The following is a 22,615-nucleotide window of genomic DNA, read 5'->3' as shown; positions in this document are numbered from 1 at the left end:
GCTGTGGATGGTGCCGGGTGGAACCGGGGGTCACTTGCTGCGGGGGTCGAGTGCGTCACGCAGCCCGTCACCCAGCAGATTGAATGCCAGCACGGTGATGAAGATCGCCATGCCTGGCACGAACATGTAGTGCAGATCGACCTCGTACAGGTCCACCGCGGTGGTGAGCATGCCGCCCCACGAGGCTTGCGGCGGGGCGATACCCACTCCGAGGAAGCTGAGACCGGCCTCGAAGAGGATGTTGGTGGGGATCAGCAGCGTCGAGTAGACGAGGATCGGCGCGACGAGGTTCGGAAGCAGTTCCCGGAAGAGGATGAACGGCCCTCTGGCGCCCAGACTCCGGGACGCGTCGACGAACTCGCGGCGCCGCAGGCTCATGGTCTGCGCGCGCACGATCCGGCCCATGTAGGGCCAGTTGAAGAAGCCGATCACGAAGATCAGCACACCGATCCGCAGGGGAAGTCCGCTGAGCCCGAACGCGCCGTCCTGGAGGGCGGCGGAAATCGAGATCGCGAAGAGCAGCAGCGGGAAGGCGAGGAAGGTGTCCATCAGCCGGCTGACGACGGCGTCGACCCAGCCTCCGTAGTAACCGGCGATGACGCCGAGGAGGGTACCGATGGCCACGGAGAGCAGGGTGGCTCCGGCGGCGACGAGGAGCGAGACCCAGGAGCCCTCGATGATGCGGGCGAGGAGGTCACGGCCGAGACCGGGCTCCACGCCGAGCGGGTGGTCCCAGCTCATGCCGCCCCAGGCGCCCTTGGGGGCGAGGAGCTGCGGGTCCACCAGGTCCTGGTTGAGCGCGTTGGGGTCGAGACCGAAGACGGCCTGGATGGGCTTGGCCAGTATCGCGAGCAGGACCAGAAGAATGACAACGATGCCGCCGGCCACGGCGGCCTTGTCGCGCTTGAAGCGCGTCCAGGCTATTCGTCCGAGCGAACGACCCTCGATCTGGCTCTGCTTGGCGCCCGTGAGCACTGCCTCCGGCTGCACTTCGGCAGCCGACTTGGTGGTCTCGATCGGTGCGGTCACAACGTCTTCGACCCCTCCTGGCCGGCGCTCGCCGGCCCCGTACCCGCCGTTGTAACGGCCTGTCTCGCATCAGTTGGCGCACGCTTCGGCGCTGGTGTCGCGGAAGATCCTGTCAAAGGGCTTCCCGTGGAGCGATGCTGGGCTGCTCGCACAGAGGACCGACGGTCCCCGCTGCCGGGGAGTCTTCATGGCGGTAGTGATCACCCGCCAGTGACCTAGGGGAATGTTTGCCCAAACGTGATGGAGTCAGACACCTACCGTTATCCGGACGTTGTGATCGCGTGAGCGGAACGGAGGGCCGTTTTCGCTACGTTTCGGTACGGCTCGCGCCGTCCGGAGGACGTACCGCCGTGAGGTGCCGGTACTGGTCAGTACGCCGGGAGGCGGGTCAGTAGGCGCGCGGCGCGGCGGGCGGGTAGCCGTAACCGGAAGCGGCCTGCGGCGCCCCGTGGGCCTCCCGGTCGTAGAACGGCCGCGAGTTGGCTCGCAGCCACATCGTGACCGGGTCGTACTCGTCGGACATGGCGACGGTGGACACCGGCAGCCCTTCGGGGACCGCGCCGATGGACTGCTGCATCATCGCGCGTACGGCGTCGACGGACGCCGGGCTCGTGTCGTACAGATCCAGACCGATGGTGAGATACGGCGCGCCGAGCGCGGGGTGGACCCACGCACGGCGCAACGACCGTACGGCGGGGGTGCGGTGGGCGTTTTGCGTGAGCAGCGCGTAGAACTGCGGGATCTCCACGGCCGGTTCGGACAGACGCAGCGGTCCCGCCGGCATCCGGTCGAGACCCGTGGCGATCCGGCGCAGGTCGAGCCACGGGATGCCGACGCCGCCGCCCGGCGCGTGCGGGTTGAGCCAGATTCCCCAGCGCTCGGGGTAGAGGGCGCGGGCGATGTCGCGGCCGGTGACGACCTCGTGCGCGCGGTTCCAGCCACTGACGGAGAGCTCCTGCGCGGAGGTGACGCACGGCGCGTAGCCGAGGCCGTCGACCTCCATGTTCCCGTACTGCGCGTCGGGCGAGCCCGCGCGGCCGTGCCAGAGCAGCATCCACACCTGGCCGGCGGTGCTGTCGGCGAGTGCCTGGAGCAGCGCCTCGTAGGCGTCGTAGCGTCCTGGCGTCACCTGGCGCAGCATGTGCTCGACCTGCCCCGTCGCCGCGGTGCCTGACGCGCTCACTCTTGGTCCCGCCCCTCGTCGATCCACCATCCGGACCGGCCTCCCCCGCTTCGGGCCCGTGCCGGCCAGGCCATCAAACCAGCTTAGTCCGGTGGGTCATTGCCGGTTCCGGGGCTGACGTGCCACGGCGTGTTACGCGGGCGGCGCGGCCGTCCTTTGGTAGAAGGGCCGCACCCGCTCCAGCATCCAGGTGCCGACGGGGTCCTGGGTGGCGTCCAGCAGGACGAGATTGACCGGCCAGCCGACCTGGACCCGGCCGAGCGCCCTGCCGAGCGCGTCCATGGGCGCGTTGCGTTCCGCGGCCTCCCAGGAGGAGAGCTGGACACCGACGAAGAGCACCGGGGACTCGCCCTCGATGCTCGCGAGGCCGCGGCGCGCGGTGAGGACGACGCCGGACGCCTCGAACTCCTCGGCCGCCGCCGTGAGGAAGTCGACGGGGTCCTCCTGCCAGTCCGGCTCGAACAGCCGTACCCGGCCACCGCTGGCGGGGCCGTCCAGCGGCGTACGGCCCACCCGGCACAGCTCCGCGACGGCGAGCGGCGGCAGCGGCGCCCCGACCATGCCGCCGGGGTTCACTGCGATACCGAGGCGAGGGGGCAGACCGCGGGCGAACTCACGGGCCGGGGCGACGGTGAAGGGCATGTGCGCCCCGACGCACTGGAGGAACTGCTGTTCGGAGCTGAAGACGGGGACGTACGGCACGCCCTCGATCTCCATGGTCGGCAGATCGAGTCCGGGGCTGTCGGGTCCGCCGCCGTTGGGCAGTGGCACCCAGAGCTGACTGCGGCCGAGGACCTCGACCAGCCGCCCGCCCGCCGAGGCGTTCCCGAGCGAGGCGGCGAGCACCTCTTCCAGCTCGTTGCCCGGCCATGCTGTGTTCACTGACTCTCCCGTGTCCGCCCGTGCGTACTGCGCGCCGCGGAAACCCTAACGCCGGTGGGGCGTGGCCGGGCGACGCCGACGGCGGCTCCGCGGTCCGCCGCCTGCCGCGGCCGGAACGGCCGGTGCGCCGCAGCCCGCCCCCCGATGGGCGGTTCGTCCTCAATCGCACGGACGGGCCGCATGTGCGGCCCGTCCGTGCGATCGAGGAAGAACGCCGGCCCGAGGGCCGACGATGCCGCTGCCGCGCCTTGCCAGGCGCCGGCCCGTATCGGGCCTCGCTGCTCAGGTGCCCGGGAAGTCGATCCCCGTCAGCGCGCCCGCGCCGTCGCGGTCCAGGAGGACCGCCGAGGCGCAGCCCGCCGGGAGCCGGCCCGTCTCCGCGTCCGCGACGAGCCGGGACACCGCCCGCCGGTGGCGCGCGAAGGCGTACCCGGAAACCCCGCGCCCGCGCTCGCGCTGGCCCGCGCGGGCGGTCTTCGGGGTCACGTCCAGCAGCACGAGATGGAGCCGTCTGCCGCGTCTGCGCGCCTCGCGCGCCAGCCAGCGCCGTACCCACGCCTGGGTGCCGCAGTCGTGCACGACGACGCTCTCGCCGGAGCGCAGCGCCCGCCGCAGCCCGGCGTAGTGCGCGAGGCGGACGAGCGGCCGGTAGACGGCGTACGGCAGCCGCTCCGGCAGCCGCCTCGCCCAGCGGTCGCGGGTGTCCTGCGAGTCGATCCCCCGGCCGGCGGCCGTCCGGCCGATCAGCGTGGACTTCCCGCTGCCCGGCAGGCCCGAGACGACGACCACGTCGCCGTCCCCGAACACCAGGCGTCGGGGCCCCCGGCGCCCCCGCTCCCGCAGGTCGCGGACGACCGGCGGGACGGCCGCCAGGGCCTTGCGGCGTACCGCTTCCGGCTGGGCGGGCACCTCCGCGGTCGTCGCGTAGGCACTTGCACGGGACCGCTGCAACGTCATCGCCCTCCCCCTGTCGGGTCCATCGTCATCGCCGATGACCCTTGCCCATGAAGTGTAAAGACCTGGTAATGCGGCACAAGCGTTTTGCTGATCACGGCCCCGTCGGCCCCGTCCGCCCGACCGGGGGTGATGTCCCCGGCGGTGCCTTCGCCGGCGTCCCCGCCGCCCTCCCTCCCTCCGGAGGCCGACGCGTGCGATGATGTGCGCGCCAACTCCATACCGGCCGTTCGAATCCGCGCGGGAGAGTCCTGGTCACCGTGGGTGCCGGGCGCCGAAGGAGCAAGTTCCTCCCTTGAATCTCTCAGGCCCAGTACCGCGCGGACGAGGCAGATCTGAAAAGCGAATCGCCGTCAGGCGCTTCCACCCAAGGTGCAAGTCGTGACTCCGTATGCGTATGTGTACGTGCGGTCGTGATGAACCTCTCAGGTTCCGATGACAGATGGGGAGGATTGTCCTCTCTGTCATGCCCTGGGAGCCACACCTATGAGCAATACGTCTCACACCCCCGCCCCCGAAGCGGCCGGTCCCGACGCCCCGCGCCTCACCGCGCTCGACGCCGTGCACCGCTCACTGGGCGCCACGATGACCGACTTCGCCGGCTGGGACATGCCGCTGCGCTACGCCAGCGAGCGTGAGGAGCACCTCGCCGTCCGTACGAAGGCCGGGCTCTTCGACCTCTCGCACATGGGCGAGATCACCGTCACCGGCTCGCAGGCGGCCGAGGCACTGGACTACGCGCTGGTCGGCAACATCGGCTCCCTCGCCGTGGGCCGCGCCCGCTACACCATGATCTGCCAGGAGGACGGCGGGATCCTGGACGACCTGATCGTGTACCGCCTCGACACCCACGGCGCCCCCGAGTTCATGGTCGTCGCGAACGCCTCCAACGCCCAGGTGGTGCTCGACGAGCTGACCGGCCGCGCCGCGGACTTCGACGTCGAGGTGCGGGACGACCGCGACGCGTACGCGCTGCTGGCCGTCCAGGGCCCCAACTCGCCCGGCATCCTCGCCCAGCTCACGGACGCCGATCTGGCCGGGCTCAAGTACTACGCCGGGCTGCCGGGCGTGGTCGCCGGGGTGCCCGCGCTGATCGCCCGTACCGGCTACACGGGTGAGGACGGCTTCGAGCTGTTCGTGGAGCCCCGGTACGCGGAAGGGCTGTGGCAGGCCCTGATGGCCGCGGGCGCGTCCGCCGGACTCGTACCGGCCGGCCTCTCGTGCCGCGACACCCTCCGTATGGAGGCCGGTATGCCGCTGTACGGGCAGGAGCTGACGACCGGCCTCACGCCCTTCGACGCGGGCCTCGGCCGGGTCGTCAAGTTCGAGAAGGAGGGCTACTTCGTGGGCCGTACGGCGCTGGAGGCGGCCGCCGAGCGCGCCGAGAGCGCGCCGCCGCGCAAGCTGACCGGGCTCGTCGCCGAGGGCCGCCGGGTGCCGCGCGCCGGCTACCCGGTCGTGGCCGACGGTCAGGTGGTGGGCCACGTCACCTCCGGCGCGCCGTCGCCGACGCTCGGCCGGCCGATCGCGATGGCCTACGTGGACGCGTCGCACGCCGCGGCGGGCACGGCGGGCGTCGGGGTTGACATCCGGGGCTCGATCGAGCCGTACGAGGTCGTGGCGCTGCCCTTCTACAAGCGCCGGAAGTGACCCTCGGGTACCGCACCGCATCTCAGTCCGCAAGACACGTGTTCACCACCACTCCCCCGCGTACAGGAGAATTCACGACATGAGCAACCCCCAGCAGCTGCGCTACAGCAAGGAGCACGAGTGGCTGTCGACCGCCGATGACGGCGTGTCGACGGTCGGTATCACGGAGTTCGCGGCGAACGCCCTCGGCGACGTCGTGTACGCCCAGCTCCCCGCGGTCGGTGACACGGTGACCGCGGGCGAGACCTGCGGCGAGCTGGAGTCGACCAAGTCGGTCAGCGACCTGTACTCCCCCGTGACGGGCGAGGTCACCGAGGCGAACCAGGACGTCGTGGACGACCCCTCGCTGGTGAACTCCGCACCCTTCGAGGGCGGCTGGCTGTTCAAGGTACGCGTCGCGGAGGAGCCGAAGGACCTGCTCTCCGCCGACGAGTACACGGAATTCTCCGGCAACTGAGACCCCAGGGACTGTGATGTCTTCGAAGTCGCTTCTCAACTCCTCTCTCCACGAGCTCGACCCCGACGTCGCCGCCGCCGTCGACGCCGAACTCGACCGCCAGCAGTCGACGCTCGAAATGATCGCGTCGGAGAACTTCGCTCCGGTCGCCGTCATGGAGGCGCAGGGCTCCGTCCTGACCAACAAGTACGCCGAGGGATACCCGGGCCGCCGCTACTACGGCGGCTGTGAGCACGTCGACGTGATCGAGAACATCGCGATCGACCGCGTCAAGGCGCTGTTCGGCGCCGAGCACGCCAACGTGCAGCCGCACTCCGGCGCGCAGGCCAACGCCGCGGCGATGTTCGCGCTGCTGAAGCCCGGCGACACGATCATGGGCCTGAACCTCGCCCACGGCGGTCACCTGACGCACGGCATGAAGATCAACTTCTCCGGCAAGCTCTACAACGTCGTCGCCTACCACGTCGACGACGAGAGCGGCCAGGTCGACATGGCCGAGGTCGAGCGCCTGGCCAAGGAGTCGCGCCCGAAGCTCATCGTGGCCGGCTGGTCCGCGTACCCGCGTCAGCTCGACTTCGCCGCGTTCCGCCGGGTCGCCGACGAGGTCGGCGCCTATCTGATGGTCGACATGGCGCACTTCGCCGGTCTGGTCGCCGCGGGCCTGCACCCGAACCCGGTGCCGCACGCGCACGTCGTCACCACCACCACGCACAAGACCCTCGGCGGTCCGCGCGGCGGCGTGATCCTCTCCACCCAGGAGCTCGCGAAGAAGATCAACTCCGCGGTCTTCCCGGGACAGCAGGGCGGTCCGCTGGAGCATGTGATCGCGGCGAAGGCGGTGTCCTTCAAGGTCGCGGCGACCGACGAGTTCAAGGAGCGCCAGCAGCTCACGCTGGACGGCGCCCGTATCCTCGCCGAGCGTCTGGTCCAGGACGACGTCACCGAGGTCGGCGTCTCCGTCCTCTCCGGCGGTACGGACGTGCACCTGGTCCTGGTCGACCTGCGGAACTCGGAGCTGGACGGCCAGCAGGCCGAGGACCGGCTCCACGAGATCGGCATCACGGTCAACCGAAACGCCGTCCCGAACGACCCGCGCCCGCCGATGGTCACCTCCGGCCTGCGGATCGGCACCCCGGCGCTCGCCACCCGCGGTTTCACGACCGAGGACTTCACCGAGGTCGCGGACGTCATCGCGGCGGCGCTGAAGCCGGAGTTCGACCGTGACGCCCTGGCGGCGCGCGTGAAGGCGCTGGCGGCGAAGCACCCGCTGTACCCCGGCCTGTAGTCGCACCGGCCAGGGGGCACCGCGCGCACCCGACCGGTGCGCGCGGTGCCCCGCACCGTTCCACCCCGTACGTACGTTCTCCGCACCACCCCGGCAGACAACGGCGTCTACCACCAGCAAGGAGTTCCACCGTGGCCATCTCGGTCTTCGACCTGTTCTCGATCGGTATCGGCCCGTCCAGCTCACATACCGTGGGCCCCATGCGCGCCGCCGGCCTCTTCGCCCGGCGGCTGAAGAACGAGGGCCTGCTGGTCCACACCGCCTCCGTACGCGCCGAGCTGTTCGGCTCGCTCGGCGCCACCGGGCACGGCCACGGCACACCCAAGGCGGTGCTGCTCGGTCTGGCGGGCGAGTCCCCCCGTACGGTCGACATCGAGTCCGCCGACGCCCGGGTGGAGGCCATCCGTACCGACGGCCGGATCAGTCTGCTCGGGATGCACGAGATCCCCTTCGACTTCGACGCGGACCTGATCCTGCACCGGCGCAAGGCGCTGCCGTACCACGCGAACGGCATGACGGTCTTCGCCTACGACTCCGACGGCGGAACCCTCCTGGAGAAGACGTACTACTCGGTCGGCGGCGGCTTCGTCGTGGACGAGGACGCGGTGGGCGAGGACCGCATCAAGCTGGACGACACGGTGCTGACGTACCGCTTCCGCAGCGGCGACGAACTGCTGCGGCTGGCCCGCGAGACCGGGCTCTCGATCTCCGCGCTGATGATGGAGAACGAGAAGGCGTGGCGCACGGAGACCGAGATCCGTGAGGGTCTGCTGGAGATCTGGGGGGCCATGCGGGCGTGCGTGTCGCGCGGCATGGCGCGCGAGGGCATCCTGCCCGGCGGCCTCAAGGTCCGCCGCCGCGCGGCGAATTCGGCCCGGCAGCTGCGCGCCGAGGGTGACCCGGCGGCGCGCGCGATGGAGTGGATCACCCTCTACGCGATGGCGGTCAACGAGGAGAACGCGGCGGGCGGCCGGGTCGTCACCGCCCCCACCAACGGCGCGGCGGGCATCATCCCGGCGGTGCTGCACTACTACCTGAACTTCGCCGCGGCCGGTCACACGGACGCCGAGAAGGACGACGACATCGTCCGCTTCCTGCTCGCCGCGGGCGCGATCGGCATGCTCTTCAAGGAGAACGCCTCCATCTCGGGCGCCGAGGTCGGCTGCCAGGGCGAGGTCGGCTCGGCCTGCTCGATGGCGGCGGGCGCCCTAGCGGAGGTCCTGGGCGGCAGCCCCGAACAGGTCGAGAACGCCGCCGAGATCGGCATGGAACACAACCTCGGCCTGACCTGCGACCCGGTCGGCGGCCTCGTACAGATCCCGTGCATCGAACGCAACGGCATGGCGGCGGTCAAGGCGGTGACGGCGGCGAAGATGGCGCTGCGCGGCGACGGCAGCCACAAGGTGTCCCTGGACAAGGTCATCAAGACGATGAAGGAGACCGGCGCCGACATGTCGGTCAAGTACAAGGAGACCGCACGGGGCGGGCTCGCGGTGAACATCATCGAGTGCTGACGAACCGCGTCCTGATCGATGTGTTCGTCACGTCGAATGCCCCTCGGACGTCGCTGGACGGACAGAACTTCCGTGACGGCGTCGGCGCACACTCCCCGCACCCAATATCAATAAGTTTGTTAAACTCGCCGTATGGCTAGCCCCCCAGCTCCCGGCGAAGGCCCCGTCCGCCCGGTTTCCGTCTCACTCCACGAAGGCACCATCTCCGCTCTCAAAGCGCGGACCGGCAAACGAGGCATGTCCGCCTACGTCGAAGCCCTCATCCAGCGACAGCTGGAGCGGGACCGGCTGCGAGAGCTCATCGAGGACGCGGAAGCCGAACACGGACCGTCCGACCAGAGCGCCGTCGACGCCAAACGAGCGATCCTGCGGGGCGACGCGATCGGCTCGGCGGATGCCGCGTGAGCGGAACACTCGTCCTGGACTGCGAAGGCCTGTCAGCTCTCGTACAACGCACACCTGACCTCACCGAGTGGCTGGCCGCGGCCGAAGCGGAGGACATCCGCGTCATCATCAGCTCGGTGACTCTTGTCGAGGCACGCGACCCCAGGACGAACCAGGCCCGCTTCGACCACGCCGTCTCCCGCGTGAACATCATCCCGCCCACCGAAGCCGTCGCACGCCGTGCCAGCAAACTACTCGCGGCGGCGGGCCTGCACGGTCACAAGTACGCCCTCGACGCGATCGTGGCCGCAACCGCGCTCGCCTCGCCCTCCCCCGTGACTGTCCTGACGTCGGGCCCCGAGGACCTCGTCATGTTGTGCGGCCCCGGCGTCCGCGTGATCAAAGTCTGACGCGGCTCGCCCTGGGGTCAGGGCATCGGGCCGCAGGCGATCAGCAGGGGGAGCAGAGGGGCGGTGGCCGAGGCCAGGACGACCGCCGGGGTTGTCGCGCGGCGGGGTTTCGGGGGCGGGTCCAGGACGCGGCGCATGCGGATGAGCGAGCCGGAGCCGCCCGCGCCCATCGCGAGGTGCGGGGTCTGGCCGGCCGCGACCTCGTACATGGCCGCGGCGAGCGCTTCTCGTGGGTGGCAGCGCAGCGCCCGGTCGTCCGCCGCCATCTCCAGGAGCAGCGCCGTCTGTTCCTTGGCCAGCCGCGCGAGCGGCAGGCCCGGGAAGGACCGCGCGAAGGCCGCCACGGCGGCGTGCACCAGATGGTGGCGCCCCTTGATGTGGGCGTCCTCGTGCGCGAGTACGGCGCGCAGTTGCTCGTCGGAGAGGGCCTGTAGCGCGCCGCTGGTGATGACGATGCGCGGGGCGCGGCCGGGCAGGCAGTAGACGGCGGGCACCCCGTGCTCCACGATCGTCGCGCCGTACCGGGGCGAGGGAGTGCCGACCAGGGCGAGCATGTCGCGCTGGCGGCGCCGGGTCCGGTGCGCACGCCACGAGATCCGCGTCAGACAGAGGGCCGGGAGCAGCACGAGGGCCGCCGGGAGCAGGACCGCCGCGAGGTCGCCCGGCGTCGGCGGGGTGTCCCGTGTCGGGCCGCCCGTCACCAGGCCGCACGCGGTGAGCAGGCCCACGAGACCGTCGTGCACATGCGGCCCGGTCAGCAGCAGGTGGTAGCAGGCCAGCGCGCCGGAGACGACGAACGTCGCGGCCAGCCCCAGCCAGGCGGTGATCGCGGCCGCCGGGGCGCGGTGCGGCCACCGGGCCCGCGCCAGGAGGTACGGGGCCGCGGTCCCGGTCAGGAGGGCGTAGCCGGTGAGCACGGCGGCCGTGGTCACCGCGTGCCTCCGCGCCGCCTGGCCACCCGCAGCGCTTCGCGGAGCGCGTCGGCCTCGCCCGGTGAGATCCGCTCGACGAAGCTGAGGAGGGCGCCCGCGGGGTCGGGGTTGGAGCCGAGTGCTTCCTGCATGAGTGCCGCGGTGTACTGCTGGCGCGTGCAGGTCGGCTCGTACAGCCAGGCCCGCCCCTCCTTCTCGCGCCGGAGCATGCCCTTGCGGTACAGGATGTCGGCCACGGTCTTGACGGTGCTGTAGGCGATGGGCCGCTGCGTGTTGATGTCCGTGAGCACGTCGCGCGCGGTCGCGGGCCGACCCCAGGACCACAGGCGATGCATGATCTCCGCCTCCAGCTCACCGAGTTGACGCAACGCCCCACTCCCCTCGCCCCGGCCCGCCGGCCGTACGGCCCTCCGTCGTCGGTGACCGCGACGGCCCATCCTATGTCTCCTCCCCCGTCTCGCGTTGCCACTAAACTGCTTAGCAGTTACGCTCTGACTCGCCCGTCGTGGCGGCCGGCCACCGAAGGGAGGTGGCGGGCACAGGAGGCGGAAGGAGTTGAGCGCGTGGCGTCCCACCGCCGCTCCGAGGTCCAGGCCGACAAGCTCTGCGAACGAGCTACGCGGATGAAGCCGAACTCGCCCCGGAACAGACCGGGTTCGGTGGCGAGCGCGCGCCTGCTGCTGGTCGTCGCGGTCGCGCTCGGCGTGTTCGCCATGCACACGGTCGGGCATCCCGACGAGGCCTACGGCTCGGGGCCGGGTCCGATGACCCATGCCTCCGCCGAAGCGGCGCCTCCACCGGATCGGCCCCTCCCCCACCCGGCCCCGGCGGCCGAGCAGGTCATGGGCATGGACGACATGGGCGGCATGGACGGCATGGGCATGGACATGGCCTCGCTCTGCGTGGCGGTGCTCGGTACGTGGGCACTCGCGGCGCCGCAGCCGGCGGCGTTCGCCCGGCGGCCGGGGCGGTTCACCGGCCCTCTCGCGGGGGTCACCGTCGAGCCGCGGTCCAACTCCCCGCCCCGTACACCGGACTTGGCGTCGCTGTCAGTTTTGCGGATATAGGCCGGGCCGTCCTCACGGACCCGAAGCCGCGTACGCACACATCCGTAAGACCGACCACAAGGTGTACCGACATGAGTTCCGTCAAGCGCGCCCCCCGACGCCCTCTGAAGCGCCGCCTCGCCGTCGCGGGCGCGATCACCGCCACCGCCCTTCTGTTCGCCGCGTGCGGCAGCGACGGCGACATGGCCGGCATGGACCACGGGGGCGAGTCCGCCCCCGCCGCGTTCAACGACGCGGACGTCGCCTTCGCGCAGGGGATGATCCCGCACCATCAGCAGGCCGTCGAGATGGCCGAACTGGCCGACGACCGTGCGTCCGGCGCGGAGATCAAGGCCCTGGCCGGGGAGATCGAGAAGGCTCAGGGCCCGGAGATCACGACGATGCGCTCCTGGCTCAAGGCGTGGGGCGAGCCGGAGCCGGCCGAGGGGAGCATGCCCGGCATGGACCACGGCTCGGGCGACACGGACGGCTCGGACGGCACGCCCGACTCGGGCGATACGGCCGGGATGATGTCCGACCAGGACATGCGGGAGCTGACCGCCGCCAAGGGTGCCGACTTCGACGAGAAGTTCGCCCGGCTGATGATCGAGCACCACAACGGGGCGATCGCCATGGCCCGGGACGAGCGGAAGAAGGGTGACAACGCCACGGCCAAGAAGCTCGCCGCCGATGTGATCAAGGCCCAGTCGGCCGAGGTCGAGCAGTTGAACGCGATCCTCGACCGACTCTGATCCTTTCCACCGAATCCCCCTGGGGTATCACTTTGAAGATACCCCAGGGGGGTATATAGTCGGGCCGTGTCGGGCCACGACGGGGCCTCCCCACGGAACCGGAAAGAGGTCGGGACCCATGGACCACAGCGATCACAGCGACCACGCGGGACACGCAGGACACGCGGCGGCCGGAACGGGCTCCGCCGGCGGCGCGTCCTGGGGCATGGCGGTCAAGGCGACGCTGCACTGTCTGACCGGCTGCGCCATCGGCGAGATCCTCGGCATGGTCATCGGCACCGCCCTGCTGTGGGGCAACGTCCCCACCATGGCCCTGGCGATCTCCCTCGCCTTCGTCTTCGGCTACTCCTTCACCCTGTTCGCGGTCCGCAGGGCCGGCCTCGACTGGAGGTCGGCCATCAAGATCGCGCTGGCCGCCGACACCGTGTCCATCGCCGTCATGGAACTCGTCGACAACGGCATCATCGCCCTCACTCCCGGAGCGATGGACGCGCATCTGCCCGACGGACTGTTCTGGTACGCGCTCCTCGGCGGCTTCGCCGTCGCGTTCCTGATCACGACTCCGGTCAACAAGTGGATGATCGGCCGCGGCAAGGGCCACGCGGTGGTCCACTCACTGCACTGACCACGAGCCGCCCCGGCGCAGGGCGTCGGACCGGCCGGACCGTCAGCGCGGGAAGTGCCACAGGAACACGCACCCGAGGCCGATCAGAGCGGCGAGGTAGGCGCACAGCAGCCGTCGCTTGAGCAGTTCGTAGCGCGCCGTGTACTCCGCCCTCAGCTCGCCCGCGCGCGTCACGACCGCTTCCAGCGCCCGGCGGGACATCGCGATGTGGTCCTGGGTGTAGAGGCTGACGATTTCCTCGTGCTGCGCGCTGGTCAGCCAGGGCATGCGGTCGGCGAAGATCACGGCATGCGTACGGGCCTCCCGCACCCTGCTCTGCGCCAGCAGGTAGCCCTCCAACTGCTGGATACCGGAAGACGCCTCGCCGGGCGACGGCGCCGACTCGCCGATCACGACCGGCCCTTGTCGTCTCCCAGTGGAGCCGCCGCGCCCTTATTGGGTTCCACGACATCCCGCCGGCCCTCGTTGTGCGCTTCGTCGAGGGCGGACACCTCCGGGTGGTGCAGGTCGAACGCCGGGGATTCGGAGCGGATCCGGGGCAGCGTGATGAAGTTGTGCCGCGGGGGCGGACACGAAGTCGCCCATTCGAGCGAACGGCCGTAGCCCCACGGGTCGTCCTCCTCGACCTTCTTCCCGTACTTGGCGGTCTTCCAGACGTTGTAGAAGAACGGCAGCATCGAGAGGCCGAGTAGGAACGAGCTGATCGAGGAGATGGTGTTCAGCGTGGTGAAACCGTCGGCGGCGAGATAGTCGGCGTAACGGCGCGGCATACCTTCGGCGCCGAGCCAGTGCTGCACCAGGAACGTGCCGTGGAAACCGACGAACAGCGTCCAGAAGGTGATCTTCCCGAGCCGTTCGTCGAGAATCTTGCCCGTCATCTTCGGCCACCAGAAGTGGAAGCCGGCGAACATCGCGAACACCACCGTGCCGAAGACGACGTAATGGAAGTGCGCGACCACGAAGTACGAGTCGGAGACATGGAAGTCCATCGGCGGCGACGCCAGGATGACACCCGTCAGACCACCGAAAAGGAATGTGACGAGGAATCCGATCGACCAGAGCATCGGTGTCTCGAAGGACAGCGAGCCTTTCCACATCGTGCCGATCCAGTTGAAGAACTTCACACCGGTCGGCACCGCGATCAGGAACGTCATGAACGAGAAGAACGGCAGCAGCACCCCGCCGGTGACGAACATGTGGTGCGCCCACACCGTGGCGGAGAGACCCGCGATGGCGATCGTCGCGCCGACCAGCCCGATATAGCCGAAGATCGGCTTGCGGCTGAACACCGGAATGATCTCGGTGACGATTCCGAAAAACGGCAGGGCGATGATGTACACCTCCGGATGCCCGAAGAACCAGAACAGGTGCTGCCACAGCAGCGCCCCGCCGTTGGCGGCGTCGAAGATGTGCGCCCCGAATTTCCGGTCGGCCTCCAGCGCGAGCAGCGCACCGGCGAGGACGGGGAAGGCGAGCAGGACCAGTACGGCGGTCAGCAGCACGTTCCAGCAGAAGATCGGCATCCGGAACATCGTCATGCCGGGTGCGCGCATACAGACGATCGTGGTGATGAAGTTGACCGAACCGAGAATGGTGCCGAATCCGGAGAAGGCCAGGCCCATGATCCACAGGTCGGCGCCGATGCCCGGTGAACGGACCGCGTCCGACAGCGGCGAATAGGCGAACCAGCCGAAGTCGGCGGCGCCCTGCGGGGTGATGAATCCGGCCACCGCGATGGTCGAGCCGAACAGATAGAGCCAGTAGGCGAACATGTTCAGCCGGGGGAACGCCACATCCGGCGCGCCGAGCTGGAGCGGCATGATCCAGTTGGTGAATCCGGCGAACAGCGGTGTCGCGAACATCAGCAGCATGATCGTGCCGTGCATCGTGAACGCCTGGTTGAACTGCTCGCTCGACACGATCTGAAGTCCGGGACGCGCCAGCTCGGCGCGCATGACCAGCGCCATCACTCCGCCGATCACGAAGAACGCGAACGACGTGACCAGATAGAGCGTCCCGATCGTCTTGTGGTCGGTGCTGGTCAGCCACGTGATGACGACGGTGCCGGGCTTCTTGCGCCGTACCGGCAGTTCGTTCGCGTACGAGTCGTCGTCGCTCTCCTGCGGCGCGTCGACCTCATATCCGGGCTTTGCGGCCACACCAACTCCAGTTCAGTCACCGACCGCCAAAGCGAACTCGCCGTGCCGGCAGGGCAAACCACAACAAACAAAGATGATTACGCCCGCAATGTATGGCATGCCGGTTGCGCGGAGTGACTCGGAAGCGGGCATCAGGCCCGGTTTCACACGTTCGTGGGGCGCGGGGACGCGCGCCTCGACCGCGTACAGATGATGATCTGTATTACGGCCTTCGGTCGGCGGACCTGGTCCTGGCCGCCAGGACCAGGGGTGTCCTGCCGCCGGCCTCGGCGAACCGTTCCGGTGTCAGGCCCGCGTCCAGGAAGGCGTGCAGCAGCTCCGGCAGCGGACGGTGCGTCGCGCCGACCTTGTCGCGCAGACCCTGGTCCGTCCAGGACTCCGTGGTCCAGTGGCCGTCGAGATAGCCGGGCCGGAGAACGACCGTGTCCGGGTCGCTGCGGTCGGCGAAGCCTCCGCAGAAGCAGGGGTGGACACCGATGTGCACGAACACCCCGCCGGGGCGCAGCACCCGCGCCACCTCTTGGAGCACCGCGGGGTAGTGGGGCATGTCGGTGTGCACCATCACCGCGAGTACGGCCGGCATCGATCCGTCGCGGAACGGCAGTCGCCCGGCGTCGGCCCGCGCCACCGGCAGCCGGCCGCGCGCGTGGCCCAGCATCCCGGCCGCGAGGTCCACGCCGACGGGGGTCCGGCCGAGCGCCCGGACGCGGGCCGCGTGGATGCCGGTGCCGCAGCCGATCTCCAGGCAGGGGCCGGTGCCCACGCCGAGCAGGTCGTCGATGAGGTCGCCGAGACCGAGCGGGTCGGCGTGCCCTTCCTCGGTGGCCCCGAGGAATTCGTGCTCGTACCAGTCAGCGATCTCGTCGTACGCCGCCGTTGTCGCCATGGGCTCGCCCTCTCGTTCCGCCGCCACCGTCCACCGTAGGCCCGGGGTCCGTCCGGACGGGCCGACGCGGGGTCGTGCCGGTCAGGCTTCCAGGCGTACCGGCAGGGTGGCCGAGCTGTTGGAGAACAGCGAGGGTACGGGGATCAGGTCGGCCGGGTCGACGGCAAGGGCCAGCTCCGGGAACCTCTTGAACACCGCCGGGATCGCCAGCGCCGCTTCGAGCCTGGCCAGCGGGGCGCCGAGGCAGAAATGCGGACCGTGGCTGAACGCCAGATGCTTGCGCTGCTCCCTGGTGATGTCGAACTCGTCGGCGGACTCGCCGTGTTGGGCCGTGTCGCGGCCGACGGCGCTGTACGGGGCCATGATCGCCTCCCCCTTGGGTATGCGTACGCCCGCGATCTCCACGTCCTCCAGGGGATAGCGGAAGGGGAAGTTGCCGATCGGGGCGTCCCAGCGCAGGGTCTCCTCGACCACGTCCGCCCAGACCGCCTCGTCGCCCCGCTCGGCGACGGCGCGCTGGCCGGGGTGGGTGAGCAGGGCGCGTACGGCGTTGGTGATCAGGCTGAGCGTGGTCTCCTGACCGGCGGAGAGCATCAGCAGCAGCGTGCCGACCAGTTCCTCCTCGCTGAGCGAGTCGGGGTCGGCGTCGCGGGCGGCGATGAGCGCGCTGGTCAGGTCGGCGCCGGGATTCCTGCGGCAGTTGTCGACCACCCGGGCGAGGAGCTGATACTGCTCGATCTGACTGGCCGTCACCTCTTCCGGCCCCAGGTCGGAGCGGAAGATGTTGTCCATCAGCTCCTTGAGCCGGGGCCGCTCGTGCTCGGGGACACCGAACAGTTCGCAGATCACCTGCATGGGCACCGGGTGGGCGAAGTGGCGCCGGAGGTCGACGCTGCCGTCGGCGTCCGCGTGCGAAGGCAGCGCGTCCAGCAGCTCGCCAACGATCTGTTCGATGCGCGGGCGCAGCTCCTGGACCCGGCGGGGCGTGAACGTCTGGGTGACCAGCTTCCGCAGCCTGCGGTGTTCCTGGCCGTCCGAGGTGACCATGTTGGTGACCTTCACCATGCCGATGAGCGGCCAGCCGTCGGATATCTCGCCACGCAGGACAGCGTTCCAGTTGCGCCAGTCCTTGCTGAAGCGCGGGTCGGCGATCATGTCGTTCAGCAGGGCGTGGTCGGTCACGGACCACGCCATGACGTCTCCGGGCAGTTCGATACGGACCACGGGGCCGAGTTCGCGGAGCCTGGCCGCCTCACCGTGGTGGTCGCCGCCGTGCGGGTCGAGGGTGACGACCGGTATGTCCGCCTCGGACGATGCTGCCGCTTGCGTGGTCATGTTGCTTCTCCAGAACTCGGGCTGGTGTGTGCGGATGTCCGGGAAGTTCCGCCGGCGTCGGGCCGCTTCGACCGCGTCGGCCGGTTGGGGCTACCCCCGGCCGGTGCGGACCGGGATCCGGGCCGCCGAGAACCGTGCCGGGAGCGAGACGGGGACCCGCGTCCAGGGTGACGGGCGCCAGGTCACCTCCTCGGCGGGGATGGTGAGCTTCATGTCAGGCAGCAGGTTCAGCGCGGTGTTCACGGCCGTACGCGTGATGAGCCGCGCCGGTACCTGCGCCGGGCAGACGTGCGGGCCGGCCGAGAAGGCGAGGTGGGCGCGGTTGCCCGGCTCCTCGTCGCCCTCGTCGGGGCGGATCGCGGGGTCGTCGTTGGCGGCGGCGTGCCCGAGGATGAGGCAGTCGCCGCGCTGGATGAACCGGCCGCCCAACTCCGTGTCGTGCAGGGCGTAGCGGGCCGGCATGTTGTTCATCGGGGGGTCGCGCCACAGCGCCTGGTCGAGCGCGTCGTCGACACCGAGACGGCCGCCGTGCAGCCGGGCGGCGAAGCGCGGGTCCGTGAGCATCAGGCGCAGCGTGTGCGAGATCCAGGCGGTGACCGTCTCGTTGCCGGCGGAGATCATCACCACGATCGACTGGAGGCGCTCGGCCTCGTTGCGGAGGTTGGGGTGGTTGATGAAGACCGTCGTCATGTCGTCGGTCGGGTTGCGGCGCCGCTCGCGGACCGTATCGAGCAGGATCTCCTCGAAGTGCCTGTTGCCGGCCTGCGAGTCTCCGGCGCTGCCGAACAGCGCGATGAGCGCGTCCAGCAGCTCCCGGCCCTCGATGGCGTCGAGGCCGAACAGCGAGGCGAGGGACAGCATCGGGACGATCGTGGCGTACTCGTTCACCAGATCCGCGCTGCCACGCTCGGAGAACTCCGCGATCAGGTCGGTGCAGATCTTCTCGACGTGGCGGCGCACCTTGCGCTGGTCGATCCGCGCGATGCCGTCGTCCAGCGGCTTGCGCAGCCGTCGGTGCTCGGCGCCGTCGGCGCCGATGACGTTCGCGCGCCAGCCCATCATCGGCAGCAGGCCCGAGTCGGGCGAGACGACACCGTCGTGCATATGGCGCCACTTGCGGCCGTCGCGTGAGTAGATCTGCTCCTGCCGGGTGATGGTCAGCAGTTCCCGGTAGCCCATCACGAGCCAGGCGGGGACGCCAGGTTCGAGCTCCACCTTGGCCACGTTGCCCCACTCCGCGCGGAGCTTGCGGTAGACGGCGCGCGGGTCGGGGGCGCCCACCGCGGCGGACAGCGGGAGCAGCCCCGTACCGGCGCCGTGGGAGCGGTGCGCCGGGCAGCCGGGCGGGGGCGACGGCTCCGCTAATCCTGACGTCGCAGCAGATTCCGGTGTGGACGCGGGCTGCGGGGACGAACTCATGAGGCGGTCTCCGGGGTGCGTGCCGAGCCGGCCGAGACGTACTCGACAAGGCTGATCAAAGCGTCGACGGACGACGCGTGGTCGCGTGCGTCGCACACCATCACCGGCGTCTCGGGCAACAGGTCGAGCGCGCCGCGCAGTTCTTCCGCGCCGTACCACTCACTGTCGGGGAACTGGTTGACCGCGACCGCGAACGGCAGGCCGCGCAGCTCCAGTTGTTCGAGGACGTCGAAACTGTCCTCCAGTCTGCGGGTGTCGACGATGACGAGCACACCGAGCGCGCCCTCGGCCAGCCCCTCCCACAGATCCCAGAAGCGGCGCTGTCCCGGAGTCCCGAACAGGTACAGCACGAGGCGGGAGTTGAGGGTGATCCGGCCGAAGTCCATCGCGACGGTGGTCGTGGTCTTCGTACTCATTCCGGCCAGGTCGTCCACGCCGACGCTCGCCTGCGTCATGACCTCCTCGGTGCGCAGGGGCTCGATCTCGCTGACCGAGCCGACCAGCGTGGTCTTGCCGACGCCGAACGCGCCCACGACGAGAATCTTGACGGCCTGCTGGACAGTGTCGGGCAAGTAGCGGTCAGCGGAGCCGACGGAGACCATCCAGTACCTCCTGGAGGAGTTGCGAGTCGGGCAGGGCGGCCTTGGGGACACCCGAACGGGCGGAGAGATGACCGCTGTCGACGAGATCGGACGCCAGCACCTTCACCAGGCTGACCGGCAGACCGAGGTGCGCGGCCGCCTCCACGAGGGACAGCAGCCGCTCGCACATCCGCACCAGGGCGCGTTCTTCCCTGGTCGCCGAGACCGGCAGGGCGCGTGGTGGGCTGATCGCCACGAGGAGTGTCTCGATGCTTATGGTGTTGCGGCTCGGCCGGGAGCGCCCCTTGGTGATCACGTACGGACGTAACGCGCCTGCGCTGTCGTCGTACTCCCCTCCCGGCCCGTTCATACGGAGTCCTGCCTCGGCGGGCTGCTCAGGTTGCCCGCGCCGATCTTCATCACCTGCGCCTGCATCTGCCGGGCGACGAGCTTCGGGTCCACCACGGGGCCCGTCACCACCGCGAGATGGGCGCCGTTGGCGCTGCGCATGAAGAGGAAACCGCCGTTGAACTCGACCATCTGCTGGTGCACGGCTCCGCCGTCCTCGCCGAACTCCCGGCCGAGACTGCGGCCGAGGGACTGGAGCCCGGAGCAACTGGCCGACAGACGCTCGGCGGCGTCCCGGTCCATTCCGTCCGAACTGGCCAGCAGGAGTCCGTCGGCGCTGAACACGATGACCCGCTCGACGCCCGGTACGACGGCGACGTCGGCGATCATCCAACCGCGCTGCTCCGGGTTCTCCACGTAGCTCATACTCACGTCTGTCCTTCTGGGGGGTGGGGGATGGCGGAGGAAGACGGGCCGTGCAGGCCCTCGTTGGGGGCGGGGTCCGGGGCCGGGTCCTGGGCGGCGGGCTCGTCGGGGGACGGCAGCGAGCGACCGCCCTCGAAGAACCGCTCCATCCAGTCGCCGGCCTCTTCCGGCGAGCCCGGCGGGGTGACGGCGGAGGGGGCGGGGGTCACCGCCCCCGCGCGGGGCGCGTAGTCCTCGCGCCGCGAACGCCGCTGCGGGAGCCGTCGGCCGGTGCGCGGCGCGTCGGGATCGGCGGCCGGAGCGGGGATCGCGGGCGCGGCGGCGGGGGCCGATGTCCGGTCCGGCGCGGCGACGGCGGGCGGCTCGACCGGTGCGGGCGCCGCCTCCGGCTCCGTTCGCGGCGCGGGTGCGGGGACCTCGGGGACCGGCTGGGTCGCGGGCAGGACCCGCCCCGCCGGTGTACCGGCGGGCGCGAGCGTTTCCAGTACGTCCACCGGCACCAGGACCACGGCGCGGACACCGCCGTACGGCGAGGGCCCGAGGTCGACCTGGAAGCCGTGCCGTTCGGCGAAGCGGCCCACCACCGCGAGGCCGGTCTGCGGGATCTCGCCGACGTCGCCGACGCCGAGGAGCCGGCGGCCCGAGACGATCTCGCGCGCCTCGGCGAGCCGGTACTCGTCCAGGCCGAGGCCGCCGTCGTCGACCTCGATGACCGCGCCGCGCTGCACCGTACGCACCGTCACGGGCACGCCCGTCTTCGGCGGCGAGTACTCCGTGGCGTTGGCGAGCAGTTCGGCCATGAGGTGGATCAGCGGTTCGACCACGGACGGCGTGACGCCCACGTCGGGGTCACCGCTGACCTCGACGCGCTTGAAGGCGACGATACGGCCGGACGCCGCGCGGACGACGTCAACCAGCGCGAGCGGCCGCTGCCACTGCTGGCCGGGCCACTCGCCGCACAGCACCTTGAGGCTCTGCGCGTGCCGGGCCTGCTGGGTGGCGGCGTGGTCCACCAGCATGGTGGTCTCCAGCAGGTCCGTGTCGCCGGGGTAGCGGTCGGCCAGACCGGTCACGGTCGCCTGGATCCGGTGCGCGGAGGTCTGCACCCGGCTCGCCAGCTCGACCAGCGAGAGGCGCTGCGACTCCTCGCGGTCGTCGGCCTCCTCCGTGACGGCGGTCAGCAGCCGGTCGAACCACTCGGCGACACCCGCGCCCAACTCGTCGTCGCTGTAGTGCGGTCGCGGGATCTCGGTCCGGGAGAAGGCCGCGGGCAACCGCTTCGTGACGAGGAACTCGACTTCCGCGCGCACCAGTTCGGCCCGGTTCCGGGTGTGCTTGTGCCAGTGGGCCTCACGGCCGGCCGCCTCGGCCCGTACACGATCGACCTCGGCCCGCCGCTCGGCGGCGTCCGCCACGGCGTCGCGGTGCCGTCTGCGCAGGGATTCCATGGTGACCGGCACCAGCAGGGCGACCGCGCCGTACGCCACCGCCGCCCCGATGTGTACACCGGCCAGGGCCACCACGCCGACCGCGATGGCGAGTAGGGCCAGAAGCTGCGCCACCGGCCACAGGAGCCGTGCCCCACGGGAACTCGGCCGGGACGCGGGGGTGGTGGGGGATCGGACCATGGGAAAACCTTCGAGTTGGCTGAAGTCGATGTCCGGCGGTGAGTCGTCCGCAGCGGTCCGTGGGTGGTTCAGGATGGGCGCGACTCGTCAACTACCCCCGTGCCGAACATTGTTGAGTGATCGTATATCCGATCGGCATATGAGGCGGTCACTTCGCGAACACGGGCGGTGACGTGCCCGATTCGCGCCGCGATCGCATTCACCGAAGCCCGAACGGGCCACCGTTCCAGGGCAGTTGGCTACCTCGCGAACCGCGGCAGCCATCTCGCCTGGTAGTCGCTGTGCCCGGCGTGCTCCGCCGCCATCTGGCGGACGACGAAGCCCAGCCCCACGGCGCGGCCGGAGGGGAAGTCGTGCTCGGGGCGGTCGACGTCCAGGTGCGCGACCTCCGCGTACTCACCCAGGAGCACTCTGCTCGTCTCGATCCGGCGCAGCGTGCGCGCCGGGTCCTGGAGGGCGATGTGGCGGTCGTACCCCTGCGTCCGCACACTGAACGAGATCCCGCCGGACCGGTCGTGGACCTCCCCCGGCGCCTCGGGAGGGCACCGCCAGCGCTCGCCGCCGGCCGCCCGCGCGACCTGCTCCTCCTCGTCCAGGCGTGCCCGAACAAAAGCCAGCATGTCCGTGTTCTCTGTTCTCACGATCCGTGTTCCCTCGCCGTGCCGCTCATCTCGTACTCGTCCACGTCGTTCAACAGAGGATGCCGCACGGAAGTAGCGGCGGGCATCTC

Annotated in this window: 25 protein-coding genes and 1 riboswitch; of the genes, 9 read left to right on the top strand and 16 right to left on the bottom strand. The window is 70.3% G+C overall.

Going from position 1 to position 22,615, the window contains the following annotated elements; all coding sequences use genetic code 11:
- Window positions 1-30 precede the first annotated feature (30 nt).
- The 4 genes from ACFWHU_RS12285 to ACFWHU_RS12270 form a co-directional block, all read right to left on the bottom strand.
- The gene (locus ACFWHU_RS12285; protein ID WP_023538500.1) at window positions 31-1,029 is read right to left on the bottom strand and encodes an ABC transporter permease; all 999 of its coding nucleotides are present in this window, start codon (window positions 1,027-1,029) and stop codon (window positions 31-33) included.
- A gap of 388 nt (window positions 1,030-1,417) precedes the next feature.
- A complete protein-coding gene (locus tag ACFWHU_RS12280) occupies window positions 1,418-2,212 on the bottom strand; it encodes an enhanced serine sensitivity protein SseB C-terminal domain-containing protein (protein WP_078074958.1) in 795 nt (264 codons plus the stop codon).
- A 132-nt stretch (window positions 2,213-2,344) separates the two neighbouring features.
- On the bottom strand, window positions 2,345-3,094 hold the full coding sequence (locus ACFWHU_RS12275; RefSeq protein WP_385804753.1) for an enhanced serine sensitivity protein SseB: 750 nt from the start codon (window positions 3,092-3,094) through the stop codon (window positions 2,345-2,347).
- 282 nt (window positions 3,095-3,376) lie between these two features.
- Window positions 3,377-4,051 carry an AAA family ATPase gene (locus ACFWHU_RS12270; RefSeq protein ID WP_387224779.1) on the bottom strand — a complete coding sequence of 225 codons (675 nt, stop codon included), beginning with the start codon at window positions 4,049-4,051 and terminating at the stop codon, window positions 3,377-3,379.
- A gap of 228 nt (window positions 4,052-4,279) precedes the next feature.
- Window positions 4,280-4,377: riboswitch (glycine riboswitch) on the top strand.
- Window positions 4,378-4,534: 157 nt separating this feature from the next.
- Between ACFWHU_RS12270 and gcvT the strand changes: the two genes are divergently transcribed.
- The 6 genes from gcvT (at window position 4,535) to ACFWHU_RS12240 (ending at window position 9,748) form a co-directional block, all read left to right on the top strand.
- The gene (gene gcvT, locus ACFWHU_RS12265; protein ID WP_385803828.1) at window positions 4,535-5,698 is read left to right on the top strand and encodes a glycine cleavage system aminomethyltransferase GcvT; all 1,164 of its coding nucleotides are present in this window, start codon (window positions 4,535-4,537) and stop codon (window positions 5,696-5,698) included.
- Window positions 5,699-5,777: 79 nt separating this feature from the next.
- Window positions 5,778-6,155: a glycine cleavage system protein GcvH gene (gene gcvH, locus ACFWHU_RS12260; protein ID WP_078074962.1), complete on the top strand. Its 378-nt coding sequence runs from the start codon at window positions 5,778-5,780 to the stop codon at window positions 6,153-6,155.
- 16 nt (window positions 6,156-6,171) lie between these two features.
- Window positions 6,172-7,440 carry a serine hydroxymethyltransferase gene (gene glyA, locus ACFWHU_RS12255; RefSeq protein ID WP_385803826.1) on the top strand — a complete coding sequence of 423 codons (1,269 nt, stop codon included), beginning with the start codon at window positions 6,172-6,174 and terminating at the stop codon, window positions 7,438-7,440.
- A 131-nt stretch (window positions 7,441-7,571) separates the two neighbouring features.
- Window positions 7,572-8,954 (top strand): L-serine ammonia-lyase, encoded by a 1,383-nt coding sequence (locus ACFWHU_RS12250; RefSeq protein ID WP_385803824.1) that lies wholly within the window; start codon window positions 7,572-7,574, stop codon window positions 8,952-8,954.
- A 132-nt stretch (window positions 8,955-9,086) separates the two neighbouring features.
- Window positions 9,087-9,359, top strand: a complete 273-nt coding sequence (locus tag ACFWHU_RS12245; RefSeq protein WP_387224778.1) for a hypothetical protein — start codon at window positions 9,087-9,089, stop codon at window positions 9,357-9,359.
- Window positions 9,356-9,748: a type II toxin-antitoxin system VapC family toxin gene (locus ACFWHU_RS12240; protein WP_387224776.1), complete on the top strand. Its 393-nt coding sequence runs from the start codon at window positions 9,356-9,358 to the stop codon at window positions 9,746-9,748. The genes ACFWHU_RS12245 and ACFWHU_RS12240 overlap by 4 nt, the downstream gene beginning before the upstream one ends.
- A gap of 17 nt (window positions 9,749-9,765) precedes the next feature.
- On the opposite strand, the gene ACFWHU_RS12235 is transcribed toward ACFWHU_RS12240, so the two are convergent.
- Together ACFWHU_RS12235 and ACFWHU_RS12230 are read right to left on the bottom strand one after the other, a co-directional pair.
- Complete coding sequence (locus tag ACFWHU_RS12235) at window positions 9,766-10,680, bottom strand: M56 family metallopeptidase (protein ID WP_387224775.1); 915 nt, start codon at window positions 10,678-10,680, stop codon at window positions 9,766-9,768.
- Window positions 10,677-11,048 (bottom strand): BlaI/MecI/CopY family transcriptional regulator, encoded by a 372-nt coding sequence (locus ACFWHU_RS12230; protein WP_387224774.1) that lies wholly within the window; start codon window positions 11,046-11,048, stop codon window positions 10,677-10,679. The genes ACFWHU_RS12235 and ACFWHU_RS12230 overlap by 4 nt, the downstream gene beginning before the upstream one ends.
- 195 nt (window positions 11,049-11,243) lie before the next feature.
- On the opposite strand from ACFWHU_RS12230, the gene ACFWHU_RS12225 reads away from it, so the two are divergent.
- The 3 genes from ACFWHU_RS12225 to ACFWHU_RS12215 all read left to right on the top strand — a co-directional run bounded on the left by ACFWHU_RS12225 (window position 11,244) and on the right by ACFWHU_RS12215 (window position 13,103).
- A complete protein-coding gene (locus ACFWHU_RS12225; protein ID WP_387224773.1) occupies window positions 11,244-11,747 on the top strand; it encodes a DUF6153 family protein in 504 nt (167 codons plus the stop codon).
- 71 nt (window positions 11,748-11,818) lie between these two features.
- On the top strand, window positions 11,819-12,478 hold the full coding sequence (locus ACFWHU_RS12220; protein ID WP_387224771.1) for a DUF305 domain-containing protein: 660 nt from the start codon (window positions 11,819-11,821) through the stop codon (window positions 12,476-12,478).
- 118 nt (window positions 12,479-12,596) lie between these two features.
- A complete protein-coding gene (locus ACFWHU_RS12215; RefSeq protein ID WP_387224770.1) occupies window positions 12,597-13,103 on the top strand; it encodes a DUF4396 domain-containing protein in 507 nt (168 codons plus the stop codon).
- A gap of 42 nt (window positions 13,104-13,145) precedes the next feature.
- On the opposite strand, the gene ACFWHU_RS12210 is transcribed toward ACFWHU_RS12215, so the two are convergent.
- The 10 genes from ACFWHU_RS12210 to ACFWHU_RS12165 form a co-directional block, all read right to left on the bottom strand.
- Window positions 13,146-13,496, bottom strand: coding sequence for a hypothetical protein (locus tag ACFWHU_RS12210; RefSeq protein WP_387224769.1), 351 nt, complete (start codon window positions 13,494-13,496; stop codon window positions 13,146-13,148).
- A complete protein-coding gene (gene ctaD / locus ACFWHU_RS12205; RefSeq protein WP_385803808.1) occupies window positions 13,493-15,262 on the bottom strand; it encodes a cytochrome c oxidase subunit I in 1,770 nt (589 codons plus the stop codon). Before ctaD ends, ACFWHU_RS12210 begins: the two co-directional genes overlap by 4 nt.
- A 202-nt stretch (window positions 15,263-15,464) precedes the next feature.
- Window positions 15,465-16,148, bottom strand: a complete 684-nt coding sequence (locus tag ACFWHU_RS12200; protein WP_385803806.1) for a class I SAM-dependent methyltransferase — start codon at window positions 16,146-16,148, stop codon at window positions 15,465-15,467.
- Window positions 16,149-16,229: 81 nt separating this feature from the next.
- Window positions 16,230-17,483: a cytochrome P450 gene (locus ACFWHU_RS12195; protein WP_387224768.1), complete on the bottom strand. Its 1,254-nt coding sequence runs from the start codon at window positions 17,481-17,483 to the stop codon at window positions 16,230-16,232.
- A 90-nt stretch (window positions 17,484-17,573) separates the two neighbouring features.
- The gene (locus tag ACFWHU_RS12190; RefSeq protein ID WP_385803802.1) at window positions 17,574-18,764 is read right to left on the bottom strand and encodes a cytochrome P450; all 1,191 of its coding nucleotides are present in this window, start codon (window positions 18,762-18,764) and stop codon (window positions 17,574-17,576) included.
- Between the two features lie 134 nt (window positions 18,765-18,898).
- Window positions 18,899-19,504, bottom strand: coding sequence for an ATP/GTP-binding protein (locus ACFWHU_RS12185; protein WP_385803800.1), 606 nt, complete (start codon window positions 19,502-19,504; stop codon window positions 18,899-18,901).
- Window positions 19,482-19,853 carry a DUF742 domain-containing protein gene (locus tag ACFWHU_RS12180; protein ID WP_147873746.1) on the bottom strand — a complete coding sequence of 124 codons (372 nt, stop codon included), beginning with the start codon at window positions 19,851-19,853 and terminating at the stop codon, window positions 19,482-19,484. The genes ACFWHU_RS12185 and ACFWHU_RS12180 overlap by 23 nt, the downstream gene beginning before the upstream one ends.
- Window positions 19,850-20,257, bottom strand: a complete 408-nt coding sequence (locus ACFWHU_RS12175; RefSeq protein ID WP_385803835.1) for a roadblock/LC7 domain-containing protein — start codon at window positions 20,255-20,257, stop codon at window positions 19,850-19,852. The genes ACFWHU_RS12180 and ACFWHU_RS12175 overlap by 4 nt, the downstream gene beginning before the upstream one ends.
- Before the next feature lie 2 nt (window positions 20,258-20,259).
- A complete protein-coding gene (locus tag ACFWHU_RS12170) occupies window positions 20,260-21,885 on the bottom strand; it encodes an ATP-binding protein (RefSeq protein WP_387224767.1) in 1,626 nt (541 codons plus the stop codon).
- Between the two features lie 239 nt (window positions 21,886-22,124).
- The gene (locus ACFWHU_RS12165; RefSeq protein ID WP_385803833.1) at window positions 22,125-22,505 is read right to left on the bottom strand and encodes a DUF6221 family protein; all 381 of its coding nucleotides are present in this window, start codon (window positions 22,503-22,505) and stop codon (window positions 22,125-22,127) included.
- Window positions 22,506-22,615 lie beyond the last annotated feature (110 nt).

This window comes from Streptomyces sp. NPDC060366 (genome assembly GCF_042725135.1).
Lineage (GTDB): Bacteria > Actinomycetota > Actinomycetes > Streptomycetales > Streptomycetaceae > Streptomyces.
This window is presented reverse-complemented; position numbering and strand designations above follow the sequence as displayed.